Source organism: Blastopirellula retiformator (genome assembly GCF_007859755.1).
GTDB classification, from domain to species: domain Bacteria; phylum Planctomycetota; class Planctomycetia; order Pirellulales; family Pirellulaceae; genus Blastopirellula; species Blastopirellula retiformator.
Genome location: NZ_SJPF01000001.1, coordinates 1,151,024 through 1,163,076 on the forward strand (window position 1 = coordinate 1,151,024; position 12,053 = coordinate 1,163,076).

At 58.1% G+C, this 12,053-nt stretch carries 10 protein-coding genes; 4 read left to right on the plus strand and 6 right to left on the minus strand.

What is annotated here, in order from left to right; all coding sequences use genetic code 11:
- Nucleotides 1-89 precede the first annotated feature (89 nt).
- On the minus strand, nt 90-287 hold the full coding sequence (locus tag Enr8_RS04800) for a cold-shock protein (RefSeq protein WP_146429450.1): 198 nt from the start codon (nt 285-287) through the stop codon (nt 90-92).
- Between the two features lie 404 nt (nt 288-691).
- Between Enr8_RS04800 and Enr8_RS04805 the strand changes: the two genes are divergently transcribed.
- The 4 genes from Enr8_RS04805 to Enr8_RS04820 all read left to right on the plus strand — a co-directional run bounded on the left by Enr8_RS04805 (nt 692) and on the right by Enr8_RS04820 (nt 5,304).
- Nucleotides 692-1,660: a hemolysin family protein gene (locus Enr8_RS04805; protein ID WP_146429451.1), complete on the plus strand. Its 969-nt coding sequence runs from the start codon at nt 692-694 to the stop codon at nt 1,658-1,660.
- A 94-nt stretch (nt 1,661-1,754) separates the two neighbouring features.
- Nucleotides 1,755-3,545 carry a zinc ribbon domain-containing protein gene (locus Enr8_RS26390; RefSeq protein ID WP_146429452.1) on the plus strand — a complete coding sequence of 597 codons (1,791 nt, stop codon included), beginning with the start codon at nt 1,755-1,757 and terminating at the stop codon, nt 3,543-3,545.
- A 190-nt stretch (nt 3,546-3,735) separates the two neighbouring features.
- The gene (locus Enr8_RS04815) at nt 3,736-4,860 is read left to right on the plus strand and encodes a leucine-rich repeat domain-containing protein (protein WP_146429453.1); all 1,125 of its coding nucleotides are present in this window, start codon (nt 3,736-3,738) and stop codon (nt 4,858-4,860) included.
- A gap of 141 nt (nt 4,861-5,001) precedes the next feature.
- On the plus strand, nt 5,002-5,304 hold the full coding sequence (locus Enr8_RS04820) for a GYF domain-containing protein (RefSeq protein ID WP_146429454.1): 303 nt from the start codon (nt 5,002-5,004) through the stop codon (nt 5,302-5,304).
- A 623-nt stretch (nt 5,305-5,927) separates the two neighbouring features.
- On the opposite strand, the gene Enr8_RS04825 is transcribed toward Enr8_RS04820, so the two are convergent.
- The 5 genes from Enr8_RS04825 to Enr8_RS04845 all read right to left on the minus strand — a co-directional run bounded on the left by Enr8_RS04825 (nt 5,928) and on the right by Enr8_RS04845 (nt 11,899).
- The gene (locus tag Enr8_RS04825; protein ID WP_146429455.1) at nt 5,928-6,728 is read right to left on the minus strand and encodes a creatininase family protein; all 801 of its coding nucleotides are present in this window, start codon (nt 6,726-6,728) and stop codon (nt 5,928-5,930) included.
- A gap of 58 nt (nt 6,729-6,786) precedes the next feature.
- Nucleotides 6,787-8,598, minus strand: a complete 1,812-nt coding sequence (locus Enr8_RS04830) for a leucine-rich repeat domain-containing protein (RefSeq protein ID WP_146429456.1) — start codon at nt 8,596-8,598, stop codon at nt 6,787-6,789.
- A 142-nt stretch (nt 8,599-8,740) separates the two neighbouring features.
- Nucleotides 8,741-9,259: a carboxypeptidase-like regulatory domain-containing protein gene (locus Enr8_RS04835; protein ID WP_146429457.1), complete on the minus strand. Its 519-nt coding sequence runs from the start codon at nt 9,257-9,259 to the stop codon at nt 8,741-8,743.
- A gap of 60 nt (nt 9,260-9,319) precedes the next feature.
- Nucleotides 9,320-10,408 (minus strand): DUF1559 domain-containing protein, encoded by a 1,089-nt coding sequence (locus Enr8_RS04840; RefSeq protein ID WP_146429458.1) that lies wholly within the window; start codon nt 10,406-10,408, stop codon nt 9,320-9,322.
- Nucleotides 10,409-10,894: 486 nt separating this feature from the next.
- Nucleotides 10,895-11,899 (minus strand): sugar phosphate isomerase/epimerase family protein, encoded by a 1,005-nt coding sequence (locus Enr8_RS04845; RefSeq protein ID WP_146429459.1) that lies wholly within the window; start codon nt 11,897-11,899, stop codon nt 10,895-10,897.
- Between the last annotated feature and the right edge of the window lie 154 nt (nt 11,900-12,053).

The following is a 12,053-nucleotide window of genomic DNA, read 5'->3' on the forward strand; positions in this document are numbered from 1 at the left end:
CGCGAGAGAGTTGGGGAAGAACCCTAAAAGGCGAGCTCGCCCCGCGATTGATAGTTCGCGAGGCGGCTCTGCATTTAGCTTGGCCTAGCTCAGATCAGTTGGACCTGCTCAGCGCGCGGACCCTTCGGACCTTGGCCTTCGACGTACGAGACCGTTTGGCCTTCGCGCAAATCGTCGTAGCGGACGCCTTCCAAACTCGACATGTGGAAGAACAAGTCCTTGTTTGACCCGGTGTCGATGAAACCGAAACCCTTGTCGGTCAAACGCTTGATTTTACCTTCTGGCATCAAAATCACTCACAAAACATAAAGCTGTGGCTGCCGGTCAAAAAAACACTCTCGCAACCGGTAAAGCCACCATCAAAACTGAGAAGCATCCTATGCGTGTGGGGGCCCGTCGTCAACGATCGGGCGGTATTTGGGGGCGAAATCTACAAGAAAACTACATCCGGGAGGTGAGAAATAGTGAAACCGGCCGGTTGCGCCCTCTTTTGGTCCCGGTTTTTGAGGGTTTACGCGTTCTAGGAAGACGCTGGATCGGCGTCCCTGAACGGGACCGGCCCAGCCGTTTCGCCCGGCGATCGGTCCTTCGGCGTTGCGTTGGAGTAGGGCGCCCTTCGGAACATCTCCGCCGGTCCGTTACTATGGGATTCTGATCCCACCTTGCTACGCTCTTACCCGTGGAACCGACCATGCTTACCCTGATCCTTTACATCGTTGGCTTCATCTGCCTTTCCGGGGTCGCCGCCTTGGTCGATGCCGCCATCCTGAGCGTCTCGCGCAGCGAGGTTGAGGAGATGGTCATGAAGAAGCTGCCGGGCGCCGTCGCTTTACAGGCAGTGAAAAACCGGATCACCCGGGCGGTGGTCGTCGTCGTGATTCTGACCAACACGATCAATATCTTGGGGCCGATCCTGGCCGGCAACAAGGCGATCGAGCTATACGGCGATACCGTGATCGGCATCGTCACGGCGATCTTGACCTTCGGCACGATCATCTTCTCCGAGATCATTCCCAAGTCGCTCGGTACGCATTACGCTCCGCTGATCTCCCGATTGGCGGCGCCCCCGATCTTAGCGCTGATCTACGTCTTGTACCCGATTGTGCTGCCGTTGGACTGGATCTCGCGGCAGATGCAACAAGGGGAACGTCCTGTCGGGACCGAGGCGCAGATTCGCTCGCTGGCGACGCTGGGACGAACCGCGGGGCATGTCGACAATGATGAACTGCGGCTGGTCCATCGCGCGTTTCTGCTGAACGACAAAACGGCCGCCGACATCATGACGCCGCTGAAAGATATCGTCGGCGTTCAGCGAGACGCAAAGGTCAAAGACGCCGCCAAGCAGGTCTTGCAGCATACGCACTCGCGCTACCCCGTCTTTGGCAACTCGGTCAACGAAGTGATTGGCATGGTCATCAGTCACGACATCCTTGGAGAACTGACCGAAGAGCAAGACGCGGCGCCAATTGAAGGGCTGGTTCGTCCGGCGATGGTGATCCCAGCTGAGACGCGTTGTGATGACCTGCTGAAGGAGTTTCGCGCCAAGCGGATTCATCTGGCGATCGTGCAGCAAGAGGAGAAGACGGTCGGCTTGGTGACGCTGGAGGATGTGCTGGAAGAGCTGGTCGGCGAGATCGACGACGAAAAAGAAGCGTCGTAGCCGCCGCAAATTGATGGCGAGATTCGACGAGAAGATTTAACCTGCGCAGTATCATCTCCTCTGCAATCTCCTCTCCAAAATTGGATATCGTCCCATGTCGTCGCGCCCTGCTGCGCCGATCCGGCGGATCGGCTTTACCCTCGTCGAATTGTTAGTGGTCGTCGCCGTGATTGGGCTGGTGACCGCGCTGCTGTTACCGGCGGTTCAGATGGCCCGCGAGTCGGCCCAGAAGGCGAAGCGGCAGTCCTCGCCGATGGCGACGCCGCTGGCCGAAGCCCCGATTGCACGCCCCTCGTCGCAAGATGTGACCCCGCTGCCGACGATCGAGCGTCTCGAGCAGCGCATGAAGTTGGACTCCAGCTACCATCGCATTGGCTGGGATATCTTTTCGCGGTTCGTCGTCGCCAGCGAAGGTTCATTGCAGGTCGCTCCGCCGACCGGTGAGCAGCGGCAAGTTTCGCTCTTGTTGCCATTTCCGGCCGGAGCCGTAGAAGCGAGTCATGTAAAGGTCGACCTCAAAGATGCTGACGGACAGCCGCTCGGGGCAGAGCAAGTTGTGTACGGCCGCGACGGCATCGCGTGCCGCTATACGTTTACCGACGACCAACCGATCGTGGTCGACTGGACCTTTCAGGTGTCGGGGCGAGATGATTTCGTCTATCGCTTGCCGCCGGCGGTGAAGATTGGTGACGGAGAAGTAACGCTTCAGCTGGATGTTGCGACCTGGTCTATTCCGGACGAAGCGCTGCAGCCGACCAATGTGAACGCAAATCAACTGCACTGGGAGATCGCCAACCTGGTAACGATGCCGGCGATCCGCGTCAATATTCCGTCAGCCCAAACGCCAACGGCGCGCGTCTTGTTGCTGTTGCGTCTGACCGGCGTCGCGGTTCTCTTTTTCGGGGCTGGGTTCTGGTATCTCAGCGAGCTTGATCACCCGGGGCATCTCGACGACTTTCGCTGGGGACGCTTCACCCTGTTGGCGGGCAACTTCTGTTTCTTCTTTTTGATTTTCACGACGTTGGAGTTTCATGGGCAACTCCACACATGGCAGTCGGTTTTGATCGCGGCGATATTGTCGCTGCCGCTGCTAACGTTGCATGTGACGCGGATTCTTGACCTACGTTTCGCCCTGTGGCGCGTGATTCCGCTGACGTTGCTCTCGCTGGGGATCGTAATGAGCGGGGTCTATGGAGGCGCCTATCGCGACTATCTGATGATCGCGGCGGCATTTCTGATTGTCGCAATCGTGACGCTCACCTTCGGCCAGTGGCGGGCTCAGCGCGAATCGCACGATCGCCAACTGCTCGAAGATCGCAGGGCATACGCGCTGCAATTGCTCGAGTGGTGCGTCAGCGATGTTGCGCCGCGATTGGCGACGGTCCGCCAAATGTATATCGATGCGTCGCAGCATTCTGCGGATTTAAGCGGCGCCGAAAATATCGAACTGCGGGAAGAGCTGGAATACTCTGGAAAGCGGGTTGCCGATGTCGAAGACAACTTTCTCGAGGTGCGCGAACAGCTAGAACAACAAGCGACGACCGCAGATTCTCCGCTGCCGAGTTCTTACTACAAACAAATTACCGATAAGTTGTCGCAACAAGTCTTTCTTTGGAACGGGCGGCTAACGTCGCTGTTGCAGCGATTAGAGCGAATCGCTCCGGCGGCGGCTCGCCCAGATGAGGCGGGTGAGGCGCATTGCTCCTCTTGTGGAGAGAAGGTGGCAGGCGGGCGCTTCTGCCACGCTTGCGGCGTTCCCTTGGCTCGCCGCCTAGGTTGCAGCAAATGTGGTGAAACCGCTACCATTCCGGTTCATTTGCTGCAGGAAGAGGCCATCGACGATGCGGTCCACTGCTTTCATTGCGGGACAGTGCTCAAGCTCTAGGTTGTCAGGTGACGGCGGTGAAAATGCGATTTTCCGTTTTGTGAGCTAAGCTATTGTCGCCAACGGATGGGGGGCTGGGCGCTTTGTCGCGGCCTGCTCGGTTGAAACTCTCCGGCGGCGCAGTCAAAATAGGGACGTATCCCGCCGAACTCACTTCTTCGCCCGCCTTGCCTATTTGGGAGTCTCCTCCATGTTGCGATCGCCAGCTATCCTCAAAACGCTTGCCGCCGCGTTCAGTGTTTGCCTGTTCGTTTCGTTGTCGGCCCGTCAGGCTGCGGCGGTGCCGTTCTTCTGGGAAGTCTTCGAGAAGCAATACGTCAGCCCGGATGGAGACGACAAAGCGAAGCAGTTCGCTGCGGCGGCCACGACCGCCAAGTGCAACGTTTGCCATGTCGATGGGCAATCGAAGAAGCAGCGCAACCCGTACGGCGCCATCCTGGCCGAGACTCTGCACAAAGATCAGTTCTCGAAGGATCGCCTCGAAAAAGAACGGGACAAGGCCGAAGCCGAAGTCGTCGCCGCCCTAAAAGCGGCCGCCGACACGAAGGCGAACGACAAACAAACCTATGGCGAGTTGATCGCCGCTGGCCAACTGCCCACCGCCGCCGAGGCGAAGCCGGAGCCCATGCCGGAAGCGAAACCGGAAGAAGGCGCCAAGACCGAAGAGGTCGCCGCGCTCTCGCCGGAAGAGATCGCCAAGCTGAAGCGCGAACTACGGGCTGAAATGGAAGCCGAACTGGCGGCCGCCAAAGCGGCGCTGGCTGCGGCGATTCCGAAGATGCTGGAAGCGACTCGCACCGCCAACGAAATCGCCGCCAAGTACCCGCAAGCGCCGATTGACGAACAGGCGGAAGCCGAAGCGGTCAAACAGATCACGGCGCTGGGCGGTACGGTCAATCGGATCGCGCAAAGCAGCGACGCCAAGGTGGTCACGTATCATCTTTCGGACAAGCCGGTTAACGACGACGCGCTGGCGCCGATCCGCAAGATTGGCAACGTGGTCGAAGTCAACCTGATGGGAACTGAAGTCACCGACGCGGGGCTGGAGCATCTGGCCGGACTGAAGAGCCTGGAACGGATTAACCTGGCGAAGACCAAGGTGACTGACGCTGGTTTGCGTTACCTGGCTGCCTGCGAGAAGCTGAGCTATTTGAATCTGTACGGGACCGCAGTGACCGACGCCGGCATCGATCACCTGTACAGCTTGCCCAGCCTGCGAAATCTTTACCTGTGGCAGACGAAGGCGACGCCGGAAGGCGCCAAGCAGTTGTCGGCGGCGATTCCGGGATTGCAGACGAATCTAGGTTCTATGTAAGTTGGGTTTACATGATCTTCATGTTTCGTTCATATGCGAAGAAAATTGGCGTTCGTCGTCGGTTTGCTTGAACCGAACCAGATCGCTTCCGTAAGGAGGGATGGAGAAATGCCTCTCACCTTGGAACGGAAGAGAAACAAGATGTTTGCCGAAGCTCTTCGCGGTCTGCTGAGTCGCGTTAAGAAGGGTCCGGCCAAGAGCACGCCGACCCAGGAAGCGAAACCGCAGAAGCCGCCTGAAAAGGGAACCTACTTCATTAAGTTCGATTCTCACTCGCCAGAAACGGGGCCGTTTACCAAATCGGAACTGCGTGCCCTGGCCGAGGATCGGCTGATTCACAAGCGTTCGCTGATTCGCTCGGGAAAGACCGACTGGTATCAGATTTCAAATGTCAAAGGGCTGGGGCTACCGCTCATCGAGCCGCCAGCGGACAAGATCCACTAACAGTCCGTTGATTTTCTCGACGGACTGCGTGATCGCACGGATGCGATCCCAAAATAACGACGTAAGTCGTTATTTTGCGAGCCGCGAAGAGCTACGCTCTGAGCCTGGCGAGGTTGGAAAATGCCACGATGGCATTTTTCAACAGGCAGCTAACCAACATACGTTACCCACGTACGTTGGTTTAGCGGCATCCTTTCCATCTCTTGTCTTCACTGCAGCGTTGAAACGATCAGCGCTGCTGACATTGCAGTCACGCCAACCAGGACGAGGCTCTGTACGAATAGTGAGGCGATCTTTGCCTTTTGCATTTCCAGATCTCCTTGCTTGGCTACGATTGCGATTGCTCTGGCTCGTGGGGCACTCTCTTGTGACGTCATCGTTTTCCTCCTGAAAAAAGGTGCTGCCAAACCAATAGCATCCTGCGTGCCGAAACGGACGCGGATCGCGGCGAATCGCCTAAGTCCCACTGCAGCCGAGAGTTGGCCACTTTATTTTCACGGCAACAAGATCCGCGCATACGGACGCGAGCGACAAGTGTCTCATGCTTGTGTCTCAGAATGAGACGCGTCGGTCGTAGATCGGAGCTTCTCTTGCCAGGCAAAGTGCAAAGCGTGCTGTCGTCGCTAGCCCGCTTCAAACGGGAAGGAAGCGTCGATTTCCGCCGCCGAAAGTTCGACCAGAAACTTGGCGAGCCGCTCGGTTAACTTTTCGAGAAGCTGCTCACCTTTTTCCGCGGTCGACGCATGCGGATAGCCCGAACCGCTGTTAGTGGTCAACAGATGCCAGGGCCGAGTGATGCCGACCCAGCCTTCTTGCAAGGCTTCAAACCGCATCGGCCGTTGGGCGCCTTGATCTGCGTTTAACGTGCCGTCCTCCTTCTTGTCGACCAAGTGACCCTGGCAAGCCATGATCAGCGAGGTTTCCATTTCGCCGGCATGATCATCCATGTGCTCAAAAATCTGGAAGTAGTCGTCCGAAGAGAGGACGCGAAACCAATTGCAAAGGAAAAGGTGCGCTTCGGTCTTGCCATACAGTTCGCGCAGCAGCGGCTTGAACTCGTTGCCGCCATGACTGTTGAGCAGCACTACCTTGCGAATTCCACTTTCGACCAGCGATTGCACCAGGTCGGTAACCAGCAGGAACAACGTCGAAGGATTGACGTTCATCGCTAGCGGAAACTGGTTCATGTTCGTCTCGGTTCCGTACGGCATGGTCGGCAGCAACAAGACTTTCGCCCCTTGCTTGTGGGCCACTTCGCAGATCCGCTCGCCGATCGCTGTTCCTTCGTACATGTCGGTTCCGTACGGCAGGTGCAGATTGTGCGGCTCGGTCGCGCCGAGCGGCAGCACGGCTACTTCGTACTGGTGCTCTTTGACGTAGCCGAAATTCACTTCCGACAAGATCCACGGGCGCATTCCGCTCATCGCGATGTTCCTTCGGCAAAGACCAGGGTGCAAAAAAAGAATGCCGCCATTCTAACGGCTACTGGTCGTCGGTCGTAACCTGCAGCGAAGGGATCGCCTGTTTGATTTTCGCGACGCCTGCCGGAGTGGTAAGCGTGCGGCGCAAATCAAGTGCACGTAGCTGCGCACAGCGGGCAAGTTCGGCCAGGCCGGCGTCGGTGATGCGAGTAACGGCCAGTCGTAAGATCTGCAATTGATCAAGCTGTGCGAGCGGCTTCAGCCCGGCGTCGGTGATCGCTGTGCCGCTTAAGTCGAGCTCGCCTAGTTTGGCGAGCTTCGCAATCGACGGCGTCGCCGCGTCGGTGGTCGCCGTTCCGCCCAGTCCCAGGTCACGCAGCTGCGGCGTCTGCAATTGCCTCACGCCGGCGCTGGTTACTTTCGTTCCGGTTAGATCCAGCCAGGTCAGCTGCGGCAGCTTGCCGATCGAGGTCATCCCTTCGTCGGTCACCGCGGTGCGTCCCAGCGCCAGATCGACGGTTGGTCCCGCTGGATCGAGTTGTTCCAGCATCGCATCGTCGACTTGCAGGAAGCGAGCGTAGCTGTCGTCGATCTGGCTTGGCGACAGGCCGGTCGTTTCTTCCAGCGAACGAGCATGATCGCGGCCGAGGTAGATCGTCCGCAGGTAGTCGATAAACGGACGGCGGTACTGGGCGGCGTCTCCATCCATCCAGTAGTGAGCCAAGCCTGCCGCTTCGCTATACAGCGGGCGGATGTCGGGGTGCTTTTGCAGTTGCTCGCGCGACAGACCGGTGAGCTCGCCGACCGGCAAGTGGAATTCGCCAACCAAGCGTCGGTTGCGGGCAAACTGGAGTCGCGACGCATCGAAGCCGCCGATCGTGCAGTAGCCGTCGAACATGCGGACCGACTCCATGTAGAGCGCGGCGCCTTCGATCGCCCAGAAGTTGGCGGTCGTGCCGATCTCGGCCGGGGCCGAGCGATACTCATGAAACAGCTGGTGCGTCGCTTCGTGCAGCCAGGTCGACTGGGCTGCCGGATCGTCGGACGCAAAAAAGTAAGCCTCTTCTTTCTTGAAAAGGTAGATGCCCAGCGTCATCGCCGCTTGGGGTTCGAGCGGCGTCAGATAGTCGACATACTCCTGCCGCGAGCGAAAGTAGGCGATGTGAAACTTCTTGCGACTGGGGCTAGGCGTCGCCCCATCGAAATAGCTTTTCAGCTGCCGCGAGTTGCTCCAGTAGTCGAAGAAAATCTGCTCCCAGGCCGAATAGAGCTGCTCCAGCTTTTCGGCCAGTTCCAGGCCCGCCTGTTCGCTATGGTTGGTGCTGATCTCAAAGTGGGGCGACTCGATCAGCCAATAGGTGCGAGCCGGCCAGGGGAACTTCGGGTGATCAAGTCGAAGCTGCTTGACCCGCGTCGTCACGCCGGGACGTCGCCAGACGCCGCCGACCTGGCGGTAGCCGAGGATCCGCCGCGCTTCGGTATGATCAGGGTTTTCTCGCAGGACGTCGTGAATCAAGCGATAGGCGACGTCGGCGCGATCGGCGGTCAGCTCTTGCCGGGCAAGTTGAAATAGTTGCTCAGCATATGCCTGTCGGAGCGACGTCAGCCGTTCGTACCAGAAGGCGATCAGCTGCGTAGGCTGCCCGGTCGGCTTGAGCGGGTCGCTCTCGGGAACCATCACTGCGTAGTTGTAGATCGGCCGCCGCTCCAGCAACCAGCCGCGAGTGGCTGCCGCCTGTTGCGGCATTTCTAGCTCGTCGCACTTATCGGCCAACTGCGTCAGTTCGCTCTGAAAGCGTGCATCGAGCGTCGCCCGATCCAGCGCGGGATCGGCGGCCAAGAGCGACAAACTGACCAGAAGCGGAGCAAGCACGTACTTTAAGGGGGAGAGCAGGGAAGCGGGGCGGCAAAGGCTTATCTTCTAGTCTACTTTCCCACAGCAAAACAGGCAGCAAAAAGGCCGCCGGAATCAATCTGGCGGCCTGAAGGTTGTAGCGATCATATCGGCGAATTGGCTATTTGAGATCGAACGGAAAATCGTTCGCCTGATCTTCTAGTACTTTGGCGGACAATTTCGTCGAAGCGGCCACCGAGTACTGCTTGGGAAGCATCTCAACCAGCGAAGGAGGTTCTTGTCCCGGACGAAGCGTACCACCTTCTGCGGAGATCTTGTTGGCCGCATCGACCTTTGCCTGATAGGCGCTGACGGAGATCCCTTTCGGCGGTACGAATTTGGAGATCGTCACCTTGTACTCGCCTGGGACGGCGCCGCTGACGTCCTGCTCACCGCCGATGTGCGTCGTCAGCTTGAAGTTTCCCTCGGCGTCGGTTTTGCCGAGAGCGACTTCTCCATTGGCGATATTGTACGAACCGCGACTGAAAATGACGTTGGCGCCTTCGACCGGTTGCCCTTGATAGGTCACGTTGCCGGTGACCGGGCTCGTCTTCGGCAAATCTGATCCGCCGCAGCCGATCATCGTCGCCGCCAGGAAGATTCCGACCGAGCTAAGTGCAAGATTATAAGACGGAGCCATCGTAACACCTACATGGAGAGGGAAGCGAACGAAACTGAGATCAACGGAACTCCAAGTTCGTTACGGCAGAGTCACCGTCTCACCGCCAGCCTTGCTACCGAGAGCGCCCCAGACGCCATAAGGGCTGGGACCGCTGGTCGACTCGGCGGACGTTAAATTGCCGGTATCGATTGTGTTGGGGATAAACTGAACCGAAGCGTCTCCCATTGAGACCAAGACGCCGCCTGGATGGTAGCTGCTGGCGCTGAATAGCCCCCAATTGTCTCCCCAGTTGTCGTTGGCGCACGACGGGCTGTTCGGCGGAAGGACCGTGTTAACGCCTGTAAATGCCGGCATACCGTCAAACCACTGAACGCCGGCGGCGCGATCGGTTTGCACCGATTGCCCCGTCAAATATTTGCCGTTACTCGCGGTTGTCAGGCAGTTGGTCGGGGAGGTGTTGAGGCCGCTCACGTTATTGGCGAAAAAGCCGCGGATGTTGCGCGTATCGCCGCTGACGCCAAACGCCCGCTCGGCCAGCATGATGGTGTTGGTCGTGCCGTCGATAATCGACGCCATGTTGGTGGTCGACTTCTTGTCGAGTTCGCCACGGGCAAACATGCCGCGCGGGTTTCCAATGGAGTGACTATTGGCGATCGAGTCTCCCATGCTGGTCGCATAGTTGCGGGGGCCCCATGCGCGATTCCAGATATTTGCCGGCGTCGATGGCTGCGAGGGGCAGACGAAAGCGGGAATGGTCGCTTGATAGGGTGGGTAAACTCGTTCGCGAATTGGACCGAACGGAAGAATATCGATCCCTCCGTAAGTTCCTGGCGCCGAGAGAATGTCGAAAAGGGCCGACTGCTCCAAGAAGGGCATCAGGAACATGAAGCCGCTACTCCGGTTCTCATTCCCCTGAGGATCGGTCGAACGCGTACCGCCGTTGTCGTAGGTAAGAGCCGGGAAGCTGAGGAAGGTGTCGTGGTGGTTATGCAGCGCAAGGCCAATCTGCTTCAAATTGTTTGTGCATTGCATACGTCGAGCCGCTTCGCGGGCTTGTTGTACCGCCGGAAGTAATAGGGCGATCAACACGCCGATGATGGCGATCACGACCAACAATTCGACCAAGGTGAAACCTCTGCGACTATGCGTCGAGTAAGAAACGCTCATAGCAATCTACCTTGAGTAAAAAAGAATGAGGAAGATCGAAGCCGTTGCAAATGTGTTGTGGTGGCCGAATTGGCGAACCCAGAAATGGTGTCCGCGCGCAACGCAACGTTCTCCACAACCGAGGCTCAATTTGCGACGTTACGGTTGGTTGCGTTGGAAATTGAAATCGGAGGCCAAAATGGCGGGATGTGCGGCTGGGAGGCGCTCAACCGAAATAAGGTGATCTTGTAAAAACAAAGCATCACCTCAAATCGACGCATTTAGTCAGGTAGTACCGTTGTAATAAAGAGCGAATTGAACAGCAAGAAAAAGGAACTATCAAAAAAGATAATTTAAGTGCCGCGCGAAGAATCGCCTATTTGGTGCAAGTAGAGGTCATGTTTGTCTGTGCAGCTCGTCCCGGGAGAACCGACGAGCGCAGCAAAACGGCCGCTGGAGAGTCTCCAGCGGCCGCAAGAACTCAATAGTGTAGGAGGCTAATTTCCCTTATTGCTTCTCTTTATCGAAGGCCGCGTCGAAGGCGACGTTGCTGGGAGCGAAGTCCATGTCGCGGACGAACTGGCACGATTCTTCCGCGCCATGCATCCGGTCCATGCCCGAGTCTTCCCATTCGATCGACAGCGGGCCTGCATAGCCGATGTCGTTGAGGGCGCGGATGATTTCTTCAAAGTTTACGCCGCCGTGGCCGGGGCTGCGGAAGTTCCAACCGCGGCGGTGATCGCCAAAGTCGATGTGGCTGCCCAAGATGCCGGTCTTGCCGTTGAGCGTGACGATTGCGTCCTTGATGTGGACGTTGTAGATGCGGTCCGGGAAGGCGCGGATGAACTCGACCGGATCGACCCCTTGCCACAGCAGGTGGCTCGGATCGAAGTTGAAGCCGAATTCTTCACGACCGCCGACCGCGTCCAGAGCCCGCTCGGCCGAGTAAAGATCGAACGCGATTTCGGTCGGGTGAACTTCCAGGGCGAACTTGACGCCACATTCGCCAAAGACGTCGAGAATCGGGTTCCAGCGATCGGCGAACAGTTGGAAACCGTCATCGATCATCTTGGGCTGAACCGGCGGAAAGCTGTAGAGCAGGTGCCAGATGCTGCTGCCGGTAAAGCCGTTGACCACGTCGACGCCAAACTTCTGGGCGGCCCGGGCGGTCGCTTTCATCTCGTCGGCGGCGCGAGCGTTGACGCCGGCCGGGTCGCCATCGCCCCAGACATACGGCGGCAGGATCGACTTGTGACGTTCGTCAATGATGTCGCAAACCGCCTGACCGACCAGGTGGGCGCTAATCGCCAGGCACTGCAGGTCATACTTCTCAAGCTGTTCCCGTTTCTTTTCGCAGTAGTCAGCTTCGGCGTTCGCCTTGTCGACTTCGAAGTGGTCGCCCCAACAAGCGAGCTCCAGGCCGTCGAAACCGAAGTCCCGCATCGCCTTGGCCATCTCGTCCAGTTTCAAGTCGGCCCATTGTCCGGTGAACATCATAACGGGGCGTGCCATGTGGAGCTCCTCTTTGGCGTCGTAGTAAGAGTTGGAAGGGGGGTGGCGAATTGCGTGCGACGCAATCTCTGTCGCAGCAGGGCGGGCCGCACGAAACAGGTATTTTGCCCCTTCCCAGGCCGGCGTGCAACCTGTCGCCGCGATAGCGCACAGC

What these genes read in the sequence shown, in the direction of transcription:
- Enr8_RS04800 (WP_146429450.1), bottom strand. Translation starts at nt 287, where the DNA reads ATGCCAGAAGGTAAAATCAAGCGTTTGACCGACAAGGGTTTCGGTTTC.
- Enr8_RS04805 (WP_146429451.1), top strand. Translation starts at nt 692, where the DNA reads ATGCTTACCCTGATCCTTTACATCGTTGGCTTCATCTGCCTTTCCGGG.
- Enr8_RS26390 (WP_146429452.1), top strand. Translation starts at nt 1,755, where the DNA reads ATGTCGTCGCGCCCTGCTGCGCCGATCCGGCGGATCGGCTTTACCCTC.
- Enr8_RS04815 (WP_146429453.1), top strand. Translation starts at nt 3,736, where the DNA reads ATGTTGCGATCGCCAGCTATCCTCAAAACGCTTGCCGCCGCGTTCAGT.
- Enr8_RS04820 (WP_146429454.1), top strand. Translation starts at nt 5,002, where the DNA reads ATGTTTGCCGAAGCTCTTCGCGGTCTGCTGAGTCGCGTTAAGAAGGGT.
- Enr8_RS04825 (WP_146429455.1), bottom strand. Translation starts at nt 6,728, where the DNA reads ATGAGCGGAATGCGCCCGTGGATCTTGTCGGAAGTGAATTTCGGCTAC.
- Enr8_RS04835 (WP_146429457.1), bottom strand. Translation starts at nt 9,259, where the DNA reads ATGGCTCCGTCTTATAATCTTGCACTTAGCTCGGTCGGAATCTTCCTG.
- Enr8_RS04840 (WP_146429458.1), bottom strand. Translation starts at nt 10,408, where the DNA reads ATGAGCGTTTCTTACTCGACGCATAGTCGCAGAGGTTTCACCTTGGTC.
- Enr8_RS04845 (WP_146429459.1), bottom strand. Translation starts at nt 11,899, where the DNA reads ATGGCACGCCCCGTTATGATGTTCACCGGACAATGGGCCGACTTGAAA.